At 40.5% G+C, this 24,641-nt stretch carries 21 protein-coding genes and 2 tRNA genes; 11 read left to right on the top strand and 12 right to left on the bottom strand.

The window, feature by feature from the left end:
- The first annotated feature begins 17 nt into the window (after positions 1-17).
- The 5 genes from PSU72_RS10170 (at position 18) to queD (ending at position 5,410) form a co-directional block, all read left to right on the top strand.
- Entirely contained in the window at positions 18-326 is a 309-nt protein-coding gene (locus PSU72_RS10170) for a cytochrome c (protein WP_300432526.1), read from the top strand.
- Between the two features lie 34 nt (positions 327-360).
- Positions 361-1,239, top strand: coding sequence for a ribosome small subunit-dependent GTPase A (rsgA, locus tag PSU72_RS10165; RefSeq protein WP_300432525.1), 879 nt, complete (start codon positions 361-363; stop codon positions 1,237-1,239).
- Positions 1,240-1,421: 182 nt separating this feature from the next.
- The gene (locus PSU72_RS10160; protein ID WP_300432289.1) at positions 1,422-3,038 is read left to right on the top strand and encodes an HD-GYP domain-containing protein; all 1,617 of its coding nucleotides are present in this window, start codon (positions 1,422-1,424) and stop codon (positions 3,036-3,038) included.
- On the top strand, positions 3,031-4,863 hold the full coding sequence (locus tag PSU72_RS10155) for an EAL domain-containing protein (RefSeq protein ID WP_300432287.1): 1,833 nt from the start codon (positions 3,031-3,033) through the stop codon (positions 4,861-4,863). The genes PSU72_RS10160 and PSU72_RS10155 overlap by 8 nt, the downstream gene beginning before the upstream one ends.
- Before the next feature lie 106 nt (positions 4,864-4,969).
- The gene (gene queD / locus PSU72_RS10150; protein WP_300432285.1) at positions 4,970-5,410 is read left to right on the top strand and encodes a 6-carboxytetrahydropterin synthase QueD; all 441 of its coding nucleotides are present in this window, start codon (positions 4,970-4,972) and stop codon (positions 5,408-5,410) included.
- A gap of 91 nt (positions 5,411-5,501) precedes the next feature.
- Here queD and rfbB read toward each other — a convergent pair whose 3' ends face one another.
- Genes rfbB through PSU72_RS10130 form a run of 4 tightly spaced genes read right to left on the bottom strand, consistent with a single transcriptional unit; the run spans position 5,502 to position 8,604 of the window.
- Complete coding sequence (gene rfbB / locus PSU72_RS10145) at positions 5,502-6,587, bottom strand: dTDP-glucose 4,6-dehydratase (RefSeq protein WP_300432284.1); 1,086 nt, start codon at positions 6,585-6,587, stop codon at positions 5,502-5,504.
- Between the two features lie 55 nt (positions 6,588-6,642).
- Positions 6,643-7,350 (bottom strand): DNA polymerase III subunit epsilon, encoded by a 708-nt coding sequence (gene dnaQ / locus PSU72_RS10140; protein WP_300432283.1) that lies wholly within the window; start codon positions 7,348-7,350, stop codon positions 6,643-6,645.
- Positions 7,350-7,808, bottom strand: coding sequence for a ribonuclease HI (rnhA, locus tag PSU72_RS10135; RefSeq protein ID WP_300432281.1), 459 nt, complete (start codon positions 7,806-7,808; stop codon positions 7,350-7,352). The genes dnaQ and rnhA overlap by 1 nt, the downstream gene beginning before the upstream one ends.
- A 7-nt stretch (positions 7,809-7,815) precedes the next feature.
- Positions 7,816-8,604, bottom strand: coding sequence for a methyltransferase domain-containing protein (locus PSU72_RS10130; protein ID WP_300432280.1), 789 nt, complete (start codon positions 8,602-8,604; stop codon positions 7,816-7,818).
- Here PSU72_RS10130 and gloB point away from each other — a divergent pair.
- From gloB to PSU72_RS10100, 6 genes are all read left to right on the top strand, one after another.
- Positions 8,562-9,404, top strand: coding sequence for a hydroxyacylglutathione hydrolase (gene gloB, locus PSU72_RS10125; RefSeq protein ID WP_367186087.1), 843 nt, complete (start codon positions 8,562-8,564; stop codon positions 9,402-9,404). The genes PSU72_RS10130 and gloB overlap by 43 nt on opposite strands.
- A gap of 214 nt (positions 9,405-9,618) precedes the next feature.
- Entirely contained in the window at positions 9,619-11,337 is a 1,719-nt protein-coding gene (locus PSU72_RS10120; RefSeq protein WP_300432279.1) for a transglycosylase SLT domain-containing protein, read from the top strand.
- A 132-nt stretch (positions 11,338-11,469) separates the two neighbouring features.
- Entirely contained in the window at positions 11,470-13,083 is a 1,614-nt protein-coding gene (locus PSU72_RS10115; RefSeq protein ID WP_300432523.1) for a peptide-binding protein, read from the top strand.
- Positions 13,084-13,102: 19 nt separating this feature from the next.
- On the top strand, positions 13,103-14,122 hold the full coding sequence (locus PSU72_RS10110) for an ABC transporter permease (RefSeq protein WP_300432277.1): 1,020 nt from the start codon (positions 13,103-13,105) through the stop codon (positions 14,120-14,122).
- Entirely contained in the window at positions 14,119-14,940 is an 822-nt protein-coding gene (locus PSU72_RS10105; RefSeq protein WP_300432276.1) for an ABC transporter permease, read from the top strand. Before PSU72_RS10110 ends, PSU72_RS10105 begins: the two co-directional genes overlap by 4 nt.
- 40 nt (positions 14,941-14,980) lie before the next feature.
- Positions 14,981-15,766, top strand: a complete 786-nt coding sequence (locus PSU72_RS10100; RefSeq protein ID WP_300432275.1) for an SDR family oxidoreductase — start codon at positions 14,981-14,983, stop codon at positions 15,764-15,766.
- A gap of 66 nt (positions 15,767-15,832) precedes the next feature.
- Here PSU72_RS10100 and PSU72_RS10095 read toward each other — a convergent pair whose 3' ends face one another.
- The 8 genes from PSU72_RS10095 to tig form a co-directional block, all read right to left on the bottom strand.
- Positions 15,833-17,734, bottom strand: coding sequence for a SurA N-terminal domain-containing protein (locus PSU72_RS10095; protein ID WP_300432274.1), 1,902 nt, complete (start codon positions 17,732-17,734; stop codon positions 15,833-15,835).
- Between the two features lie 243 nt (positions 17,735-17,977).
- Positions 17,978-18,054: transfer RNA gene (locus tag PSU72_RS10090), tRNA-Asp, on the bottom strand.
- A 128-nt stretch (positions 18,055-18,182) separates the two neighbouring features.
- A tRNA-Val gene (locus PSU72_RS10085) sits at positions 18,183-18,258 on the bottom strand.
- A gap of 19 nt (positions 18,259-18,277) precedes the next feature.
- Positions 18,278-18,550, bottom strand: a complete 273-nt coding sequence (locus PSU72_RS10080; protein WP_300432273.1) for an HU family DNA-binding protein — start codon at positions 18,548-18,550, stop codon at positions 18,278-18,280.
- Between the two features lie 131 nt (positions 18,551-18,681).
- Positions 18,682-21,141: an endopeptidase La gene (lon, locus tag PSU72_RS10075; protein ID WP_300432272.1), complete on the bottom strand. Its 2,460-nt coding sequence runs from the start codon at positions 21,139-21,141 to the stop codon at positions 18,682-18,684.
- A 157-nt stretch (positions 21,142-21,298) separates the two neighbouring features.
- On the bottom strand, positions 21,299-22,579 hold the full coding sequence (gene clpX, locus PSU72_RS10070) for an ATP-dependent Clp protease ATP-binding subunit ClpX (RefSeq protein ID WP_013148224.1): 1,281 nt from the start codon (positions 22,577-22,579) through the stop codon (positions 21,299-21,301).
- A gap of 80 nt (positions 22,580-22,659) precedes the next feature.
- A complete protein-coding gene (gene clpP / locus PSU72_RS10065; RefSeq protein WP_300432271.1) occupies positions 22,660-23,319 on the bottom strand; it encodes an ATP-dependent Clp endopeptidase proteolytic subunit ClpP in 660 nt (219 codons plus the stop codon).
- Positions 23,320-24,624, bottom strand: a complete 1,305-nt coding sequence (gene tig / locus PSU72_RS10060; RefSeq protein ID WP_300432269.1) for a trigger factor — start codon at positions 24,622-24,624, stop codon at positions 23,320-23,322.
- Positions 24,625-24,641: the final 17 nt, after the last annotated feature.

The raw sequence follows: 24,641 nt of genomic DNA, 5'->3' as shown, positions 1-24,641 counted from the left end.
GCTGTTGGAGAGTTATGATGAAATCACTACTATTGAGCAGTTTGATGTTACTAACGGGCCTGGCATCAGCCGAACCATTTGCATCAGCTGATGCTAACGCTGGCAAGGCGCTAGTCGCAAAAAGCTGTGTCAGCTGCCATGCCGAAAGTTTTGGTGGTGATGGTTCAAGCATTTACACGCGTGAGTTTCGCAAAGTAAAAACGTCTAAAGGCTTGGTTGCGCAAGTGCGTAACTGCAACACCATGATTGGCCTCAAATGGTTTGAAGACGAAGAACTCAATGCTGCCAAATACCTCAACCAAACCTATTATAAATTTACTGAATAATTTGACTACTACTCCAGCGGTAACATCCAAGCAAATCTCATCCCGAGATGACGCTGCAATTACAGGCACAGTCGTCGCAGCTTTTGGCAAACGCTTTAAAGTTGAGTTAATAGACAAAAGGCGCATCAGCTGTGTCACACGAGGCAAAAAAACCGATTTAGCCTGTGGCGATGTTGTCACCCTAAAACTCACAGATAAACACGAAGGTGTTGTTGAATCAACATTGCCACGCAAGACCTTGCTATATCGGAGTAATGCCTTCAAAAGTAAAATGCTAGCGGCTAATGTCACGCAGATTATTATCGTACTAGCTACACAACCAAGCTTTTACGAAGCCTTACTCAATCGCTGCCTAATTGCCGCGGAAGCGGCTAATATCAAAGCACTGATTGTTTTGAATAAATGTGACTTAGTTGACAATGATGATGCAAAGCAGAAACTAAAGCTTTACACAGATTTAGGCTACCGCGTGCTTTCACTCTCAGCAAAAGAAGATATTTCAACACTAAGGCCCTATTTGCAGAATGAGGCGAGTATTTTAGTTGGCCAGTCAGGCATGGGCAAGTCCACCATCATTAATGCGCTTCTACCTAATGAAGATGTGCGTACGCGCGAAGTCAGCCATGTATTAGATAGCGGCAAACACACCACAACCGCCGCGCATTTATACCACCTTGATGAGCATAGCCAACTCATTGATTCGCCAGGTCTGCAAGAGTTTGGCTTACATCACCTCAGTACCGATGAACTTGAACATGCTTTTATTGAGTTTAGACCATATCTGGGTAAATGCAGATTTAATAACTGCAAACATTTGCAAGAGCCAGACTGTGCAATTACATCTGCGGTGGATACTCATAAAATAACCCCTGAAAGACTCGCTATTTATAAAATGCTGCGTTTAGAAATCTAGTTACAATCATCTCTGCGCATTTTAAAAATAAGCTATCGCTGATTAAATAATTTAAAAACACATCAAGAACATGTAAAATTACAAGTTAATAAGTGTAAAAAATTCAACGACACTAATAGCCTGCAATATAATAGAAAAATGACAATGCATGTATTAACTGAAGCATTAAAAAGCGCCTTTGAATGACCGACATTCGCCGCGAAAAAACACAAGTATCCCTATTAGATATTGGGATGTTTGTATGTGAGCTGGACAGGCCGTGGTTGGGCACACCTTTTTTGCTTGAAGGTCTGCTTATTGAAGACGATGAGCAAATTACCACGATTACATCTTTGTGTGAATTTGTCTATGTAGACCGAACCGTGTCTGTCGGCCGCCACTTCACTGCGGCGCCTAAAGAGCAAGTAGCAATCAAGCGCGACGGTACTATTAATCGAGTGACTATAGACGCAAATACTGGCAAACGTACTAGCAATTCCATCAACAAGTCTACAAAGCTTGGCTCACCGAATGTTAAGTTTTCATTTCTAGATATTCTTAAAGAAATACACTCAGGAAATCAAGCCGCCCTATCTGGTGAAACAAGCTCTACCAATTCTGAGGCTGTATTTAAAGTACAGTATCTTAATGACAATACAGTTGTTGAAATCAGTGATGATAAAAGTACTGAAAACACAACGCTAGCCACGCAGATTAAAACTGACTTTTCTAACTTCATTACTGGGCTAACCAGCTGGGGTGGCAAACAGAAAAAGCTCAAATCCAGTATTGATAAAAATGCGTTAAAAGCTGACTTAGCAAAAAATGAAAATCGTCATGATGGTTACAAAATTACTATTTTTGATGAAACCCCTCCCGTAGAAGATGAAATAGCGGCTATTTATCCCATCTATGAAAAATCACAACTCGCTACAAAAGAGATGTTTGAAGCATTGGCCCTAGACCACGAAATTGATTTAACTAAAATTCATGAAGCATTAGATGGCATGGTGGAAAGCATAGAGCGCAACCCTGATGCGCTGTTGTGGCTGGCTAAACTTAAGCAAACTGACGACTATTCATACAACCATGCAATGAGCGTTTCAATTACGTTAATGGCATTGGCAAACTTTATGTCGCTGCCTAAAAAGCAAGTGAAAGATTTAGGCTTAGCTGGATTACTGCAAGACATAGGCAAAGCAAAAATTCCTACTGAACTTTTGCATAAACAAGACAAAATTACGCATGATGAGTTTGAAATTCTGAAAAAGCATGTTGAGCATGCACTTGCTTTATTAGAAGCTACAGAAAATATTTCCAGCACGGTTATTTTAACGGTTTCACAGCACCATGAGCGCATAGATGGTAGCGGCTATCCATATAAACTATCTGGTAACCAGATCAGTTTAACTGGTCAGATGGCGGGTCTAATTGACACGTATTGCGCACTAACCACTAACAAAGTGTATGCAAAAGGCGTTTATAACCAAATCGCTTTAGAAGAGATTCACTCTCTGCGTGGCTTTAAATTCAACGGTGTATTAATTGACCAACTAGTACAATTTCTAGGCATGTATCCTGTCAGTTCACTTGTAGATCTGAACTCTGGTGAAGTTGGTGTTGTGATTCAACAAAATAGTGTGCGGCGCTTGCTACCTAGAATTATGATATTACTCAACCCAGACAAAACCAGAAATGAATATCCCGCGATTATTAACTTAATCAACTCACCACTTACACCGTCAGGCGAACCTTATAAAATTTTAAGGGGTCTGCCGCCTGATAGTTACGGCTTAAGTGCTAACAATTATTATGCCTAATCTTACTAACATCACGTTACAACTCGCGCACCAATCAAACACAACAACGCTATACCAAGATTTTGAAATTCAATTAGATTCAAACTTACTGCTGCAGTTGATGGCGAGTTACAACCTAAAAGCCTCTGATGTCACGGGTGATTATGTTTTCAACTCTTTGGTGTTTGAGCAGTTTGTTAAAACTGAGCCATATAACGGCGGAAACAGTGTATTAAAAAACACAACTCACGCTATTAGCCGTTGGCCACAAAAATTAAGTTGGTCTCAGTTGAACCAACAAATAAATAACTTTCTACTTGCTTGGCTTAACGATTACAAATTAGGTGCAAATTTAGATGTAGCCTTTTTGCTAACGCGCTGTTTAGAATTAAAATCTAATAAAAATGTTCAATTTCAGAGTTTGCTCACCCATCTTATTGCTCGTGTAACAAACCAGCTTGAACAATATAAATTCAGTTATGTACAAAACTTTGATTTAGATACAGGTCTTCCAAATCAACATTTGTTACTCAACTTACTTAACCTAAGTTTAAATAATAACAAGAGTTTAAGTAACAACCAGGTGAGTGATTTATCTAAACTAGCTAACCCAGCAGAATCAGCACATTTAGGCTTAATATTAGTCAATCTCAATATCAACTATGGTGAAGTCTCTCAATTAAACTCCGCATCCTCTAGCTTAATGCTTGCGGCTATGCACACCATTCAACAGCACTTAAGTGATGATGCAACCTTATTTCATCTAGGTGCCATAGACTTAGCGATTTTGATTAACCCATTAAAATCGCCAACTCAGTTAAACCTAATCGCAACCAAATTATTGCATGCATTTGAAACAGCACTACCACTAGAAAATATCACATTAATACTAAATCCATACTTTGGTGCCATAAGCACGTTTAACATACAAACAAACGCTATTTCTTTATATGAGCACGCCAGGTTGGCTTTAAATCAGGCGATTGTTAAAAATGAACAGATTAAAATTTACGATCAAAATATCTCTTCATCATTCATGAACTCACAACTTCTTGATGAAGCGATTATTGAAGCATTACAGCAAAATGAACTGTCCCTGTTCTTGCAGCCTATAGTCACAATTAACGATCACTCCTCTCCAGATAAAACTAACACCACTGAAAAATGCGCAAGTGCAGAGGTACTATTACGTTGGCCGAGCCAAGAATGGCAATCTATTTCACCGGCAAGGTTGCTTGATGTCATCTATAAAAAAGGTTTCGGCAGAGTATTTATACGTTGGTTAATCAATAATGCATGTCAACGTTGTGCTGAGTTAGCATCTACCTATCAGCACCATGTTTCACTGACAATCAACTTAAGCAGCAGCGATTTGTTAGACTCCGACTTACCCGAACTACTCTGGCAATCTATTGCGCTTTGGAACATCCCAGCTGGCAGTCTAACCATTGAAATCACTGAGAATGACATTCTGGTTGATGAAGTGAAAGTATTGAAGGTACTCGATCAAATCGTAAAGTTGGGCTGTAAAATCGCTTTAGATGATTTTGGCACTGGTTACTCATCCATGGCGCGCCTACGCAATATGCCAATCAACATTGTCAAAATTGATCAAAGTTTTGTGCGAAACATCTCCACCTCAACTCAAGACAAAGCCATTGTTAAATCCATCATTAAATTAGCCCATAGTTTGGGTAAAGAAGTGATTGCTGAAGGTGTTGAGGATTTAGCATGTCTTAATATATTAAAAGAAATGAATTGTGAGAAGATTCAAGGTTATTACTACGGAAAACCCATGTCTTTCGAAGACTTTACTATCTGGCTAGGCGCATTTAAAATGCAATAGTCGTTTAAGCTGTATAAAAATCAACTTAATTTTTTGAATTAAGCTTAGCTTAAAATAGTTAACAGTCAGCGTATAATTGTCATACGTTATCAATTAAGTCACCACCATGCAAATTACCACCCGCCTAGAGTTTGATGCTGGGCATCGTATTCCAAGCCATAAAAGCCAATGTAAAAATCTGCATGGGCACCGCTATGCCATTGAAATCACGCTGTCTGGCGACATCATCACACTTGAAAACGCCTCTGAAAATGGCATGGTGATGGATTTCTCTGACGTAAAAGCAATAGCAAAAAGTGCAGTTGTTGACGTGTGGGACCATGCATTTTTGGTATATCAGCATGATGCAGAAATTTTGGACTTTCTGAACTCACTACCCAACCATAAAACAGTTGCATTCCCTACCGTACCTACTGCTGAGAACATGGCAGCCGAAGCATTTAAAATATTGAAAAGTCAGTATCAAGACACTTACGGCAATCATTTAAAACTAGAGAAAGTACGCTTATATGAAACACCTAACAATTGGGCTGATGCATTAAGTTAGGACGTGTAAGTCAAACGTATCGGGTTAAAACTCGAGCTATACTTTAATAGCACTGGAAGCTGACATTGATACAGCTTCCAGATACTTACTACTAAGCCATCTCTTCACCGCGTTCGGCGTAATGCTTCGCGACCCAATGACGATATTCACCACTCACTATATTAGCTACCCATTCTTGATGATCAAGATACCAGTTTACAGTTTTCTCAATCCCCGTTTCAAAGGTCTCTTTTGGCTTCCAGCCTAACTGTGTTGCTATTTTTGTAGCATCAATCGCATAGCGTTGATCATGACCTAAGCGATCTTCAACGTGAGTAATTTGGTCTATATAAGATTTGCCATCCTCACGTGGTTTTTTTGCATCTAACATTCTGCAAAGCGTTTTCACTATTTCGATATTGGGTTTTTCATTCCAGCCACCTATGTTGTAGACCTCTCCAACCTGCCCAGCTTCTAAAACACGTCTGATTGCAGCACAATGATCCTCAACATACAACCAGTCACGAACCTGATGACCAGTGCCATAAATCGGCAATGGCTTACCTGCAAGCGCATTATGAATCACTAAAGGTATTAATTTTTCAGGGAAATGATGTGGACCATAGTTATTAGAACAATTTGTGGTTAATGTCGGCATGCCATAAGTATGGTGATATGCGCGCACCAAATGATCTGAAGAAGCTTTAGAAGCCGAGTATGGGCTATTCGGCGCATAGGGATGGGTTTCAGTGAATGCTGGATCCGTTTTACCAAGTGAACCATACACTTCATCGGTTGAAACATGTAAAAATCTAAAGTCTTTACGATTCTCTAAACTTAAACTGCCCCAATATGCACGTACAGCTTCTAACAAATGAAAGGTGCCAACCACATTGGTTTGAATAAAGTCTCCAGGTCCATGAATAGAACGGTCTACATGGCTTTCTGCGGCAAAATTAACCACCGCACAAGGCTTATGTTTGACTAACAACTCAGCGACCAGTGACTGGTCACCAATATCGCCATGCACAAAAATATGCTCTGGATTATGCTGAACTTCTACAAGGTTTTCTAAGTTGCCGGCGTAAGTCAGCTTATCAAGATTAACGATTGGGCCTAAACCCTGCTTGATCCAAGCCAATACAAAATTAGCGCCAATAAAACCAGCACCACCAGTCACAATAATCGTTTTGTTCATACAATTAACTTTCTATACTTTGATATTCTTGAGATATTCTTGATATTTTTTCTGTTTATGATTCTGTAGTGTTTGCATCTAATTTAACCCACAAACAATCACTAGATTTTGCCAATGCAGCAATATATTCATCATGCGCAGAAGTTTCTGCTTGATTGGCTAATTTCACTAACACGGGCTGCTTAATCTGTTGTATTGCATCGCCATTTTTTTGCTGTGGCTTATCCAACTCCATCATCAAGCTATCTTGACCGCGCGTCATCGCCATATATACATCAGCGAGTAACTCAGCATCTAGCAATGCGCCATGCAGGGTGCGCTTAGAGTTATCAATGCCATAATGTTTGCACAGCGCATCTAAGCTATTACGCTGTCCGGGTCGCATTTCTTTAGCGATTTTCAGTGTATCGGTAATTTTTGCAGTAATACTCTCAACTGGTTTTTGCTCGATTAAGCCAAACTCTCTATTCAGAAATCCCACATCAAACGGTGCGTTATGCATGATTAACTCAGAGTCTGCAATAAATGCAATCAACTCATTTGCAATATCGGCAAAGCGTGGCTTGTCTTGTAAAAACTCCAATGAAATTCCATGCACTTCTTGTGCGCCTTGATCAATTTCACGGTCTGGATTCAAATAGTAATGAAAATGCTGTTTGGTTAATCGACGATTAATCACCTCAACCGCAGCCACCTCAATGACGCGATGGCCTTGTGCGTGATACAAGCCAGTCGTTTCCGTATCTAAAAAGATTTGACGCATTATGCTACAGCTCCTTGTAAAATCTGCTCTACGCCTTTATTCGCCAGCATATCTGCCCGCTCATTTCCTACATTACCAGCATGCCCTTTTACCCAAATCCATTGTACGGTGTGTTGCTGTGCCAACACATCCAAAGCTCGCCATAAATCGTCATTTTTAACTGGCTTTTTATCTGCCGTACGCCAATTACGCGCTTTCCAACCAACGATCCATTCAGTCATGCCTTTTTGCACATACACAGAATCCGTAAATACTTTGGCATGGCATGATTGATTGAGTGCCTCCAATGCACGAATAACAGCGGTTAACTCCATACGATTATTAGTCGTCAACAATTCCCCACCAAACAACTCTTTTTCGCGTCCTGCGTAACTTATCCATGCTCCCCAACCACCTGGCCCAGGATTGCCTTTACAGGCGCCATCCGCATAAATTTCAACTTCTTTACTATCGTTCATATACTTTTTATTTTCTTCTATTACTTTGTTTTAATAATTCTTTTTGTGTGGGTTTTGACTGTGTTGGACTTGGAATCAATGTCGACTTTAAAGGTGAAAGCTTCCAGTTTGGTTTAATTGGCGTCATACCCACCACACGCTTTTTGGCCACCACAAAATACACACCACCTAGCATAGCACAGCGCCTACTGCTGACCTTATCAAAAAACGAAAAACGCTTGTGCCACGAGTGCTGCTCAAATGGTGGAATGTGGCAGCACATTTCTACCAAAATCACTTCAAAACCAAGTAAGGCCAGCCAATCTTTTAAGCGCGCTAAACCTATAAATTTTCCATTCCAAGGATAGGACAGATGATTTGAAGTAGCTTTTTTAAAGCCAGCCGTTGCCCCCCATAGGCTTAATTGATTAAACCCAGAGATGACCAGATGACCTTCTGGCATCATCACCCTCGCCGCTTCGCGCAAGGTTTGATGTGGACGCTCACTGAACTCCAGCCGGTGCGGCAACAGTAACAGATCTATGCTCATGTCTGCAAAAGGCAAAAAATCGTCACTACAGCTGAGCTGACTTTGTACAGTATCAATTGGAAATTCAGAAGCCACAAATCGATTAGGTATACGAGAATTTCGCAATAACTCCATTTGCGCACACCCCATTTGCAAGGCGTTAAACCCAAACAAATCAACTACTGCATGGTCATACAAATCTTGCTCTTTAGCTTGTAAATATTGTCCCGCAGTGGAAGCAAGCCATGCCTGTAGTTGTTGCTGATTTGAGCGAAGCGCTATTGACATTTAAGTACACAGGCCAAATGATAGATGGTATGAATCATAATCTGCAAATTATACCAATTCCAGCATTTAAGGATAATTATATCTGGCTTATCCATAATGGCACTCAGGCCACGGTAGTAGACCCTGGCGATGCGGCGCCTGTGATTGCGAGCTTAAATCATTTAAACCTCACGCTTACGACTATTTTAATCACACACCATCATCATGATCACATTGGCGGTGTGGCAGAGTTGCTTAAAGCTTTTCCAAACGCGATCGCTTATGCACCTGCACTTGAACAGTATGCTTTTGAGCATACTGCCATTTCAGAGCAAAACACTGTTCACTTAAAAGACTTAAACATCTCGTTTTCCATTTTAGACTTACCTGGTCACACATTAGGCCATATTGCTTATTATTCTGCCAAACATGAGGTTTTATTTTGTGGCGACACTTTATTTGGCGCCGGTTGCGGTAGATTATTTGAAGGTACTCCAACACAAATGTATCACTCACTAAAAAAACTAGCAGCATTGCCATCTGCAACAAAAATTTACTGTACTCACGAATACACTATGCACAACATTAACTTTGCTTTAATGTTTGAGCCCAAGAATCAAAGGCTGATTGAACGGCATAAAACTACGCAAAAACTGCGTGAATCTAACTTCCCAAGCTTGCCTTCTACCATCGAATTAGAGTTGGCAACTAATCCTTTTTTGCGTTGTGATTATCAAGAAATTCAATTATCTATCCAATTGAAAAATGCAAGTGAAATTGAAACTTTTAGTAAATTAAGAGAACTAAGAAATCATTATTAATCAAATAGATAAGACATATTATTAAAGTTAATTTTAATAATAATTAACTTGACTTTAAACGTCATATTTTGTTAACATTTCGCTACTTTTTGACTTTGAGTGTTTTATACTTCACCTAAACTTTGTAATCAAACGTCATTTCAACCACAACCTACAACGCAATATCTCGAGAACTCTTATTAAACTTTCAAGTAAGTTAATTTGGTCAGCTTTAATGGCTGTTTCAACCACTATACCTAGCTTATCCGCATATGCGGATACCAATGTGATGGGCGAAGAAATCATCATCTATTCTGATGATGGTTATAAACCTGCACCTAGAGATCTAGGCGTAATTGACAAATCCACAAGTGACAAAGCTACTAGCAAAAAATTAGGTGGGAATCGTTTAGGCGACTCATTTGATACCGAACTTCATACTGACACAACCGATACACAAGAACCTGTAGCGGTAAATAACGATGACTTATGGCAACGCATACGAAATGGCTATGCAATACCAGATAGCAGATCCAGCTTAGTTGCACGGCATGAAGAGTGGTATAGCACGCGCCCTGACTACATAAAACGTATGGTTGAACGTAGCCAAAAGTACTTATTCCATATTGTTGAAGAAGTAGAAAAACGAGGCATGCCAACTGAAATCGCATTACTGCCAATGATAGAAAGCGCCTATAACCCACAAGCTAACTCAACAAGTAGCGCTTCTGGCATTTGGCAGTTTGTGCCAGCTACAGGCAAACACTTCGGGCTTAAACAAAACTGGTGGGTAGATAATAGACGCAATGTGACGTTTGCCACTGACGCTGCGTTAACTTATTTGCAAAAACTATATAACATGTTTGGCGCATGGGATTTAGCGCTAGCCGCATACAATGCGGGCGAAGGTACAGTTGGACGGGCTATAGAGCGTAACCGCAAGCTTGGTTTACCTACAGATTATGAAAGCCTAGATTTACCAGCAGAAACAAAAAATTATGTTCCTAAGTTGCAGGCCATTAAAAACCTAATGACCAACCCTGAGAATTACGGGCTTAAAATTCAAACCATAGCTAACACACCCTATTTTGCAAAAGTCACTGCACCAGCGCAGATTGACGCTCATTTGGCGGCCAAACTTGCCGAAATCAGTGATGATGAATTTTTAGCACTTAACCCAAGTAATAAGCGACCAGTGATCACAAGTAATGGTGAGAAGCATGAGCTATTATTGCCTATATTGTCCGCACAAACTTTTAGAAACAACCTTGCTGGCTATGATAAGCCGCTTGTGAGTTGGCGCACCTACTTCGCCAAACGCGGTGAGCGCATGGAAAGTATTGCCTCTAAATTTGGCATGCAGCTTTCTCAACTAAGGGTTGTGAATAATCTACCTAGTCAAAATAAAATTAAAAACTCAGCCACAATCTTAGTTCCAAATGGCAATAAAACCGACTTCAACACAGCAAAATCTATTACTAAAACCAATGATGCTGAACTCGCTCCAACAGTGGAGAGTAATGATGAGATTAATGCCAAACAAGGCTCAGCAAATATCGATATTAACAACACTGAAACACCTGTAGAAAACAATGCTGATAAAATTGAACCTGTGAGGCAAGTCAGCGTCACACACAGGGTTAAAAAAGGTGAGAATATGCAAACCATCGCTAAGCACTATGGTATTAGCGTAAAGCAAATTATGGCTGCAAACTCACTAAAAAATTATAAATTAAAAGTCGGACAAACTATAAAATTAGATATTGAAACTGCAAATACTGCAGCTAAAAAGAAAACATCAAATGACAAGTCTAAGGGTAAAAATACTGAGAAAAATCTTGGTAAAAAATCAAATGCCAAGTCAAAAGTTGTTAAAAAATCTGAAACAAGCAACAAAAATAAAACTAAGAATAAGAGCAAAGCGAGCACTAAAAAAGTAAAGCAGCATAAATAGATATTCGCATAAATTGTCTCTACTTGAGCAATGTTGATAAAAGGCAATATTGGAATGATGCAAATCAAACATAATCAATTAGTAAAGCTAGGGTTCATAAAACTAGCAATCATTGCCCTATTCGCGCCCTTCATGATTGCAGCTTGCAGTGATTCATCTTCAAGCAATCAAATAAACAATAAGATTGATTACACAAAAAACTATCCACCCAGCAATGGCGGCACGCTAATAGATGCCATGACTGGCGAACCGAGCAGCTTAATCGCCATGATTGCAGGTGAGTCTGCTGCATCTGCAATTGCAGGTAATATTTTTAACAGTCTATTAAAGTACGATAAGAATTTAGAGTTAACGGGCGAGTTAGTAGAGTCTTGGGATGTTTCAAGCGACCAAAAAACGATTACATTCCATCTCAAAACAAACCTTAAATGGGCAGACAATCAGCCCTTAACTAGTGATGACGTGCTATTCACTTGGCAAAAAGTCACGGATGAAAAAACCCGTACGCCCTATGGTTCAGATTTCAAATTAGTAACGAAAGCTGAAACTCCTGATGCAAACACCTTTCGTGTGACCTATGCCGCACCTTATGCGCCAGCACTTGATACATGGGCTGGCTTACATATTTTGCCTAAGCACCTTCTTAAAGATCAAGACATCAACACTACTGCATTTGCGCGCAATCCTGTGGGCAGCCATTACTACAAACTTGAGAAATGGAAGAATGGTCAATTCTTAAAGCTGACCCGTAATGAAAATGCTACACAAGGCCAAGCCAAAATTGACAACTTACTGTCACGTATCATCCCTGATAAAGCAGCACAATTTTTAGAGTTAAGCGCGGATAATATTGACTCTATGGGCTTAAACCCCATTCAATACGCTAGAATTTTTCCTGCTAGACCTGACCTCAACAAAAATATTGCACTCTACAAAGAGTTGGGGAATAGCTATACCTACCTAGGCTTTAATCTTAAACGCAAACCATTTGATGACATACGTGTACGTCAGGCAATTAATTACGCGATTAATAAGCAAGAAATCATAGATGGTGTGCTGTTAGGTCTTGGCGAGCCTGTCGCATCGCCTTACAAGCCAGGTACAAGATGGAGCAATCCTGACCTTAAACCCTATCCTTACGACCCCAATAAAGCGAGAGCGTTACTAAAAGCCGCTGGATATGAAGACCATGATGGTGATGGCATTTTAGATAAAGACGGCAAACCTTTTACATTTGAGATTCTAACTAATCAGAATAAAGAGCGTGAAATGACTGGGGTTTTAATACAACGGCGCCTGAATGAGATCGGAATAAAAGCGAACATACGCGTATTAGAATGGGCTAGCTTCCTAGGGCGCTTTATTAAGCCTAAGGAGTTTGATGTAGTCGTGTTAGGCTGGAGCTTATCGTTAGACCCAGATCAATACAGTATTTGGCATTCTAGCCAGCAAGCACCAGGGCAGTTCAATTTTATTAGCTACAGCAATCCACGTGTAGATAAATTACTCGAAGCAGGCAGACTAGAACTCAACCCAGATAAGCGCATGAAAATCTATCACGAATTTTCAAAAATTTTACTAGAAGATAGCCCTATCGTGTTCTTATCAGCCGGTTACGGTTTAACAGCTATTCATAAACGTGTGAGAGGTATTAGCAACCCTGCGCCACCCGCTGGCATCGGTCACAATACCTATGAATGGTATATCCCTAGTGCCTATGCCCGTAATGAAATGAGTGAGCATTAAATAATGCAGAAAAATTCATATGCTTAAATATTTGGTCAAACGTATTTTCTGGATGGTTCCATTATTGATTGGAATCAGCTTAATTTCATTTTTTATCATGCACTTAGCACCTGGTGACATTACCACCAGCGAAGCCAGTTTCAATCCAAAAGCTAGCGAAGAGTCACGGCAGAAATTGCGTGAGCTATATAGTCTGGATAAACCAGTGATTGTGCAATATAGCCTATGGGTGAAACGCATGGCGACGCTAGACTTTGGTACCTCGTTTGCATCGCATCAACGTCCTGTGTTTTGGCAAACCAAAGATAAAGATGGCAACGTTACGCTAGGCATGATTCAAGAAGCGCTGCCGATTACCTTGCTTATCAATGTTCTCAGTTTAATACTCATTATCAGTGTTGCTCTGCCGCTCGGCGTCGTTTCTGCACTTAATCAAAATCAGCTAACAGATCGCAGCATCACCTTATTTGTATTCATAGGTTTTGCAATCCCCGGCTTTTGGCTTGCGCTAATGTTGATGTATTGGACTGGCGTACAGCATACATGGCTTCCGATTTCAGGATTACAAAGCATTGGGCATGAAAACATGAGTTGGATCGCTCAAACCACAGACACATTAAAACACTTAGTGCTTCCAGTATTTATTTCTGGCATTACGGGCTTGGCTGGCATCTCGTTATTTGTGAGAAATGGCATGCTGGAAGTACTGCATCAAGATTACATCACCACTGCACGCTCAAAAGGTTTAAGTGAAAATCGCGTGATTTACGGTCATGCTTTGCGTAATGCACTGCTACCGTTAATCACGATTTTCGGCCTAAGCATTCCGGGCTTAATTGGCGGATCTGTTATTGCTGAAAGCATTTTCGCAATTCCAGGCATGGGTAAGCTGTTTTACGATGCAGTGTTAATGCGCGACTTTCCAGTCATTATGGGTATTCTTACCATAGGTGCAGTGCTCACTTTGATCGGCAATTTATTAGCAGATGTGGCCTACGCATGGGCTGACCCCCGCGTTAGACGTGGAGTGGTGCAATGAGAAAGCTACTTTCTAATCCGTTAGTTCTGATTGGCTTTATTATTATTGCAAGCGTTCTTTTACTTGCAGTTATTGCGCCATTAGTTGCGCCATACGACCCGGATGCCATTGATGTAAAAGCAATACTGCTATCTCCCTCATCTATCCATTTAATGGGCACTGATGGCTTAGGTCGAGATGTATTTTCACGCATGCTATACGGCGCCCGTATATCGCTGATGGTCGGTTTTGTAGCTGTAGGTATCGCCACGGCTATTGGCATCGTCCTAGGCGCGATTGCAGGCTTCTACAGAGGCTGGGTAGATACGCTCATCATGCGTATTGTTGATGTGATGTTATCCATTCCCACTTTCTTTTTGATTTTAGCCGTAATCGCATTTTTAACGCCATCAATCTGGAACATTATGATCGTTATTGGCTTAACCTCATGGATGGGAGTCACCCGCTTAGTCCGTGCAGAGTTTCTAAGCTTAAGAAATAGGGAGTTTGTATTAGCCGCTCAAGCTTTAGGAGCTAAAGATGTCCGTTTGATTTTCACCCATTTATTACCCAACAGCCTCACACCAATTATTGTCAGCTCAATTTTAGGCATTGCCAGCGCCGTGCTTGTAGAGTCAGGTCTCAGCTTTTTAGGTTTAGGCGTACAAGCCCCACAAGCCTCTTGGGGCAACATCCTCACTGATGGCAAAGAATATATTCAATTTGCATGGTGGCTTTCACTTTTCCCCGGCCTTGCGATATTGATAACGGTGTTAGGGTATAATCTGCTTGGAGACGGTTTACGTGAAGCGTATAACCCCAGAAGCAGTCAGCATTAGTATTCATCATATTTAAGAGTTAAAGATAGGAACAAATGTCATGGGATTTTTAGCAGGTAAAAAAGTATTAATCACCGGTTTATTGAGCAACCGCTCAATTGCTTACGGTATTGCAGCAGCAATGAAGCGCGAAGGTGCAGAATTAGCGTTCACTTACCAAATGGAGAAACACCAAGAGCGTGTTGCAAAATTAGCTGCAGATTTCGACTCTACATTAGTCTTTCATTGTGACGTTGCCGAAGATAACTTGATTGATGCCCTATTCCCTCAAATTGCTAAACATTGGGATGGCATAGACTCAATCGTCCATTCCATTGCATTCGTACCAAAAGATGCACTTGATGGTGATTACCTAGAAAAAGTAACACGTGAAAACTTCCGCATCGCGCATGACATCAGCTCATACAGTTTCGCTGCGTTAGCTAAGGCAGCATTGCCGATGATGCAAGGCAGAGGCGGCAGCTTATTAACATTGAGCTATCTAGGTGCAGAACGCACGATGCCTAACTACAACGTGATGGGCTTAGCAAAAGCCAGCCTTGAAGCCAACGTACGTTACATGGCGCAAAGCTTAGGCCCTAAAGGCATCCGTGTAAACGCTGTATCTGCCGGTCCGATCAAAACGCTGGCAGCTTCTGGTATTGGTGATTTTGATAAAATGATTAGTTACAACGAAAAACATGCAGCCTTGCGCCGCAATGTCACGATCGAAGAAGTTGGCAACGTATCTGCATTCCTGTGCAGTGATTTAGCTTCAGGTGTTACTGGCGAAATCACTTACGTAGATGGCGGTATGAATATCACAGCTGCTGGCGTGATTGATTAAAATACATCAGATTTAACCAAATAAAAAAGGCACTCTCGAGTGCCTTTTTTATTATCTAACTTTTAACTATTTTGCTGCATTACTTAACAAAAGCTTTTCATTCACTGTCACTTTTGCTTTTTCACGAAGTGATTGCTTATAAGCAGCGATGTATTCATTTGCTAAAGCTGCATTTAACTGGGCTTTAGCTGCTTTTTTAGTTTCCTCATCCACTAATGAAGATGAATCAACTTTAATCACTTTAACGAGCAAGTAACCTTGCTTACTATCAGTCAAACCAGAGTAAGCAGGTAGTTTTGCAGTATTGGTTTTAAATACTTGATTCATCGCTAAATCTGTTAGACCTTGGGCATTTTTACGATCAACCGTTACCTCTTTAATCCACTCAATACCTGCAACATTTTTACCATCACGCAAATCTTTAAGTGCAGCTTCACCTTTACTAACTGCGAGCTTAGATGCAGCCTCTAGTTTAAGTAAAGCCTCAATACCAGCTTTCACTTCATCAAAGCTCTTTGGAGCAGCAGGTTTATAGTCTACAACGCGTGCTGAAACCATATTATCTGTAGAAACTTCAATAGCTTCGGTATTGCGGCGATCTTTAAGCACTTCATTTGAAAAAATCAAACTCATGATTTTGTCATTATTTTTAAAGAACTTCGCGCCTGATTCACGACTTAGCCAATCCGACTTCTGTATCTGACCACCAAAAGCCTTAGCAGCAGGCTCTAAGCTACCTGATTGCGTATAAACTAAATCACTAAATGCTTCTGCTTGTTTAGCAAACTCATCTTTAGCTTTTTGGAACATTAAGTCGCCTTTGATTTGTGGCTTCAAACTATTAAAGTCAGCATTTTGACCAGAGATTTCTGTCACTTTAATAATATGGTAGCCAAATTCAGACTCAACCAAATCGCTCACTTGATTTACTTTCATACCAAATGCAGCATCTTCAAATGGCTTTACCATTGCGCCACGTCCAAAACTGCCTAAATCCCCACCTTTAACAGCAGAGCCTGGATCTTGTGAATTTTTAAGTGCTAATTGCTCAAACTTACTAGGATCTTTTTTAATTTGAGCCAAGATTTCTTCAGCTTTAGCTTTAGCTTGCTGCTTTTGCTCAGGTGTAGCACTTACGCCAAAAGCAATTAAAATATGACTGGCACGTCTTTGTTCATTACCCTGGAACTTAGCAGCATTATCATCATAGTATTTCTTAACTTCATCATCGCTAACATTCACATTACGCATAAAGTTCACAGGTGCTAATGATACAAACTCAATTTTCACTTGTTCTGGAACGATGAGTTTATTTTTATGCTGCTCGTAATAGGATTTTACTTCTTCAGGCTTAACTGTTACTTGATCAACAAAGTCTTTAGTTTTTATTTCTGACACAGTAACAACACGTTGCTGATTAGCAAGTTGAAGCACTTCATCTGCACGCGCATTAGAAATAAATCCTAATCGAGCAATACCATCTTGCGCCTGCTGTGCCAATAAATCAGCGCGCATGCCTGCTTCAAATTTACTTGGTGAAAGCTGGTTTTGAGCTAAAGTTTGATCATAAAGCTCTTGTGAAAACTTGCCGTCCTTCTGAAATTCAGGCATTCCAGTCACATAAGTAGCGAGCTGTGTGTCGCTAATTGCGTACTTAGCATTGTGTATTTCATCACTTAGTAATTGCTTATTAATAAGCTGATCTAAGACTAAAGCTTTGACTTCAGGACTATCTAGTTGTGCTTGTTCAAACTTACCTTCTGATTGCAAGCGATTACGCATATTTTTCAAAGCATTATCATATGCTTGGACAGAGATGCTATTGCTACCTACCTTAGCCACAGAAGCATTATTACCTGCGCTACTTAAGTACGAATCAATACCAAATAATGCAAAAGGAATAGTAATTAAAGCCAATAAAGCTTTGCCAACCCAACCCTGGGCTACGGTGCGAATTTGATCTAACATAAAAACTTTCTATCCTTAATAAATACACATCTTCTAGACTTAAAGTCAGTTCAGAAATTCAGACTTTAAGCTTTAATTCTCATTAAAAACTTTGGATGGAACCGCATGAAATCCAAAACGTCACTAATATATCATAAGATAGGCTGAGTAATTTTCTTAGATGCACAATACAGAAGCATTTCAGCCATACAAAAGCAAAAGTACAAATAAAAATAGCGAGTCCTAAGACTCGCTATTTTTATTTGGCGGAGCGGACGGGACTCGAACCCGCGACCCCCTGCGTGACAGGCAGGTATTCTAACCAACTGAACTACCACTCCATAAAACTTTATATATCAACAATATTTAATTAATGCGCTCTTATTTTCAACAAAATAAAAGAGTGCTCAAAATACCAGCACTCTCAAATTTAAAATTAGGAACGGCTTAGTCACATTTTTGTGTTATTTGGTGGGTGCTAACGGGGTCGAACCGCTGACATTCGCCTTGTAAGGGCGACGCTCTACCAACTGAGCTAAGCACCCTGCTTAACCAACAAAAACGCTAGTTTACAGCATCTTTAAGAGATTTACCAGCCCTAAATTTAGGAGAGTTTGCTGCCTCAATCTTAATTGTCGCCCCTGTACGTGGGTTGCGGCCATTGCGTGCCTCGCGCTTACCAACATAGAATGTGCCAAAGCCAATTAGTGTTACTAAATCGCCTTTTTTCATTGCGGCAGTTATAGCTGCTGTAGTTGCATCTAACGCACGACCAGCTGCAGCTTTTGAAAGGCCAGAAGCACCTGCAATACTGTCAATCAGTTCTGATTTATTCACGAGTAATCCCCTCTTAAAGGTTGTTAAATAAAAATCGAGTTAAATTCAGGGTATTGACTACCCGTACAACTTTATATCAAGCCTATAAAGGCTGTGTCAAGCTTTTAAAGCCTAGATTGGCACTTATTTTTCTAGTGCTTGATAGCCTCAACAACAGTATTATTATTTTCCACCGACTTATCAGCAGCTTGCGCATCATTTGCAACAATTTCATTAACTTGCGGCATTTCTGACAAAGGTACTGGCTGTGAAGCCAATGCAAGCGCCAACACCTCATCTATCCATTGTACGGGGTGAATATCCAAATGGTTTTTGATGTTTTCAGGAATATCCGCCAAATCTTTAACATTTTGACTTGGAATTAATACAGTTTTAATGCCTCCACGATGAGCTGCAAGCAATTTCTCTTTCAAACCGCCAATAGGCAGTACTTCACCACGTAGCGTAATTTCACCTGTCATCGCCACATCTGCGCGCACTGGAATGCCCGTTAAAATCGAAACTAGGGCCGTAGTAATGGCAATACCTGCACTAGGTCCATCTTTAGGCGTAGCGCCTTCTGGAAAGTGGATATGAATATCATTCTTTTCATAAAAGTCATCTGAAATACCAAGTCGTTTAGCACGACTACGAACAACACTCATTGCAGCTTGAGTAGACTCCTTCATGACTTCGCCAAGCTTACCTGTCGTCGTCGTTTTACCTTTACCAGGCAATAACACAGCTTCAATCGTCAGTAATTCGCCACCTACAGATGTCCAAGCTAAGCCTGTCACTTGTCCCACTTGATTATCTTTTGCAGCAACGCCATAGTCGTAACGTTGCACGCCTAAGTACTTATCTAAGTTTTTCGGTGTAACAGTGATTTTCTTAGCAGCTTTAGCTCCTTCTTTAGCCTTAACCGTAATCAACTCTTTAACAATTTTACGGCAAACTTTTGCAATCTCTTGCTCAAGCTTACGCACCCCAGCTTCACGTGAATAATAGCGAATAATGTCACGTACTGCCGCTTCAGAAACACTGGCCTCTTGCTCTTTTAAGCCGTGAGATTTCAATTGTTTAGGCAGTAAATAACGCATGGAAATATTTACTTTTTCATCTTCGGTATAACCTGAAAGATGAATAATCTCCATACGATCTAGGAGCGCCGCAGGTATATTCATTGAGTTTGCAGTTGCAACAAACATAACATCTGACAAGTCATACTCTACTTCTACATAATGATCGGCAAACGTATGGTTTTGCTCAGGATCTAACACCTCTAACAGTGCAGAAGATGGGTCACCACGCATGTCTTGACCCATTTTATCAACTTCATCGAGTAAAAATAATGGATTCTTAACACCAACTTTGCTCATGCTTTGCAAAATCTTACCTGGCATGGAGCCAATATAAGTGCGTCTGTGACCACGGATTTCAGACTCATCACGCACACCGCCTAAAGCCATGCGAACGAATTTGCGATTTACAGCTTTTGCAATACTTTGTCCGAGCGAAGTTTTACCCACGCCTGGAGGACCAACTAAACATAAAATTGGTGCTTTTATCTTATCAACACGTTGTTGAACCGCTAAATACTCAACGATACGCTCTTTGACTTTTTCTAGACCATAATGATCATCGTCCAGAACCTTTTCAGCGGCTAATAAATCTTTACTGATTTTCGTCTTTTTCTTCCAAGGCAAGTTAATCAGAATATCAATGTAGTTACGCACCACTGAAGCTTCAGCAGACATCGGTGACATCAGCTTTAATTTTTTCAACTCACTCGCAACTTTAGCTAACGCCTCTTTAGGCATGCGAGCCGCTTCTATGCGTTTCTCAAGCTCTTCCATTTCAGCGTTTTCATCTTGCTCACCCAACTCTTTTTGAATGGCTTTGACTTGCTCGTTTAAATAATACTCACGCTGAGTTTTTTCCATTTGGCGTTTTACACGTCCACGGATACGCTTCTCAACTTGTAGTATATCTATCTCGCCTTCCATCAAGCGCAGCAAATGTTCTAAACGTTCAGCCACACTGAACATCTCTAATATTTTTTGTTTTTCATCCAACTTCAATGTTAAATGGGCCGCAATCGTGTCTGCTAAGCGTCCCGCTTCATCAATGGTAGCAAGCGAAGTTAATATTTCTGGTGGGATTTTTTTATTAAGCTTAACGTATTGATCAAACTGAGCGAACACAGTGCGCATCAAGGCTTGAATCTCTACATCATTCACAGACTCAGCAATTAGCTCAGCACTAGCGGCAAAGCACTCTTCTGTTTCAACAAATCCAGTAACTTTGGCGCGCTGCACACCCTCAACTAAGACCTTAACGGTGCCATCAGGTAGTTTCAGCATTTGAAGCACAGTTGCAATTGTGCCGACTTCGTACAAGTCAGCAGCATCTGGCTCATCTTTATTAGCCGATTTCTGAGCAACCAACAAAATCTGCTTATTACCTTCTGAAGCAATTTCCAGAGCTTTTACAGATTTAGTGCGACCAACAAATAATGGAATCACCAAATGTGGGTAAACGACCACATCTCGCAAAGGCAATACTGGCAATAAGCCATTATCAGGAGAATATACAGGTAATGATTTTGTCATGGAGACTTCCGAATTAAGCTAAAAAGTAAGCCATTTATGCCTACAGAATCATTTATGGGGCTGAAACTTTAGAGTTCAAGTCTAAAGTTTCAGCAGATGCTTTAATTTTCAAACAAAATAATTTAAAGACGAAAGCAATGAGGTGTGTTAACGGCGCTTAGCCAACTGCTTCTTCAGTAGGTTTATCTGCATAAATTAAAATTGCTGGTGCATCACCGCGGACAACGCCTTCGTCGACCACAACTTTACTCAAGTTTTCTAAAGAAGGTAACTCATACATAATATCGAGTAAAGAATGCTCAAGTATTGATCGTAAGCCTCGTGCACCTGTTTTACGCTCTAATGCTTTTTTAGCAATTAAGAGTAATGCAGATTCTCTAAACTCTAACTCGACACCTTCCATCTTAAAGAGCTTGATATATTGCTTAGTTAGCGCATTTTTAGGCTCTGTCAAAATAGTCATCAATGCAGCTTCATCAAGTGATTCTAATGTTGCAACCACTGGCAAACGACCGATAAACTCTGGAATTAATCCGAATTTAATCAAGTCTTCAGGCTCTACATCGCGTAGCACTGCACCTACCTGACGAATGTCATTTTTACCTTTTACTTCTGCACCAAAACCAATACCACCTTTTTCGGAGCGTAAGCGGATAACTTTTTCTAAACCGTCAAAAGCACCACCACAGATAAATAATATATTAGTCGTATCAAGCTGAACAAACTCTTGATTTGGGTGCTTACGACCACCTTGTGGTGGTATAGAAGCAACCGTACCTTCTATTAGTTTAAGTAAGGCTTGCTGTACGCCCTCACCCGAAACATCACGTGTGATAGAGGCGTTTTCAGATTTACGTGAAATCTTATCTACTTCATCGATATAAACAATACCACGCTTGGCTTTTTCTACATCATAATCACATTTTTGCAATAGTTTTTGCATAATGTTTTCAACGTCTTCGCCCACATAACCTGCTTCAGTCAAAGTGGTAGCGTCTGCCATCACAAAAGGCACATCAAGCAATCGTGCCAATGTTTGAGCTAATAATGTTTTACCTGATCCTGTTGGACCGATCAACAAAATATTACTTTTTGAGATTTCAACTTCGTCTTTTTGACCACCATCAGACAGATTATTGTGCCCAAGACGCTTGTAATGGTTGTATACCGCAACCGCTAAGTTCTTTTTAGCGTGTGTTTGACCAATCACATATTGATCTAAAATCTTACAAATTTCTTGTGGTGTAGGTAAGCTTTGATCTGTAGATTTCAAGCCATCAGTATTCTTTACTTCTTCTCTGATAATGTCATTACACAAGTCAACGCACTCATTGCAAACGAACACAGAAGGTCCAGCAATGAGTTTTTTTACTTCATGTTGGCTTTTGCCACAGAATGAACAATAGAGTAGCTTGTCGCCGTCGGCTTTATTCGCCATGTGTAATTCCTAATTAAATTGTAGCTTTTGTAACAACATTACTATTATTACGACTTCAAAACCATTAACTTAAAGCAATCTTATGCCGCTTCTGTGCGACTTTCAATCACTTTATCAATCATGCCATATTCAACTGACTGTGTAGCACTCATAAAGTTATCACGTTCAGTATCACGGTCAATTTCTGCAGCTGTTTTGCCTGTATGGTGAGCCAAAATATCGTTTAACTTCGCACGCAAATACAAGATTTCTTTAGCATGAATTTCAATGTCTGTAGATTGACCTTGGAAACCACCTGACGGCTGATGAATCATCACGCGTGAGTTTGGAAGACTGAAACGTTTACCTTTAGCACCCGCAGCTAGTAAAAATGCGCCCATACTTGCCGCTTGACCAATACACAACGTGCTTACATCGGCTTTGATGAACTGCATAGTGTCATAAATAGACATGCCAGCAGTCACAGAGCCACCTGGAGAGTTAATATACAGTGAAATATCTTTATCTGGATTCTCGGCCTCTAAGAATAGAAGCTGAGCCACTACAAGGTTTGCTGACATATCGTTGACTGGGCCAACAAGAAATATCACACGCTCTTTTAGTAAACGGGAATAGATGTCATAAGAGCGCTCACCGCGACCACTTTGCTCTACAACCATTGGGATATAACCCAAGCCTTGTGGGCTCATATCTAACTCTGCTTGCGGTTGTTGCATACTATTTATATTAAAACCTGTCATTTAGGCATTCCCCATTAAATCATCGAATTTAACTTTTTTATCAGTTACTTTAGCCTTGGACAACACATAAGCCACAGCGTTCTCTTCAGTAGCCAAAGCTGATGGCTCATCTAAACGTTTAGGATCAGCGTAGTACCAAGTCACTACGTCTGCTGGGCGCTCAAAGCTTTGTGAGAACACATCAACCATCGCACGGATCTGGTCTGCATTTGCATGTAAACCATTAGTATTAATCAATTCCCCCAAAATCAAACGAAGTGTAGTGCTGCGTTTAGCCTGCTCTTCAAACATTGAAGGCTCAAGTTTTATGGTACTCAAATCAGCACCACGTTGTTTTAGGTTTTGTGCAGTAGTTTCCATCATGCGGTTGATTTCAGAACCAAGCAGTATGCGAGGAATCTCGAAATCAGCACTATCAACCAAAGCTTGGAATACTTGTTCTTTAAGCTTAGCACTTACACGCTTAGTCACTTCTTGATTCAAGCTTTCAGTGATTTCCGCCTTCATTTTTTCAACGTCACCGTCTTCGATACCTAAACTTTTAGCAAAGTCAGCATCTAGTTCTGGCAATTTTGGCTCTGAAACGCTTACATAACTAACATCATAAGTGACAGTTTTGCCTGCAAGTTGCTCAGGTGTATGGTCTGCCGGGTAGCTAATATCAAACTGTTTTGATGTACCAGCCTTACCACCTGTTAGCTCAGCATCAAATGACTCTACACGACCAGCCTCACCTAATACTAAATCAATACCTTTGTCGCCAGTAGACTCAACTTCTTTACCATCAATAGAGGCTTTAAGCGTGACATTAATACGATCACCTTTTTTAGCCGCACGTTTAACAGGTGAATAACTCACACGTTGTTTCACCAAAACATCTAATGTTTTTTTAACATCAGCCTCACCCACTTCAATCACTGGGCGCTCAATTTTCATTTTAGCCAAATCGCCATAAACAACTTCAGGAAATACTTCAAAAGTAGCTGTATACTCTAAGTTTTGAGTAGCCGCATCAAATGGTTTATGCTCAATATTTGGGTAGCCCGCAACGCGCAATTTAGCCTCGTCCACGGCATCGCCAAAACTTTTCTCAACCGCGCCAGAATACACTTCATCACGCACTTGCTCACCATAGTGCTGATTCACCAATCCCATAGGCGCTTTACCTGGTCTAAAACCAGCGAATTTTGCCGTACGTGACATTTGAGCCAAACGCTGATGAATCTGCGCCTGAAGTGGTTGGAGTGGAACTGAAATCGTAATACGACGTTCTAGTTTACTGATAGTTTCAACATTCAATGCCATGCGGTTTATTCCTAAAG

Origin of the sequence: Methylotenera sp. (assembly GCF_029945535.1) — a bacterium.
GTDB lineage: Bacteria > Pseudomonadota > Gammaproteobacteria > Burkholderiales > Methylophilaceae > Methylotenera.
This window is presented reverse-complemented; position numbering and strand designations above follow the sequence as displayed.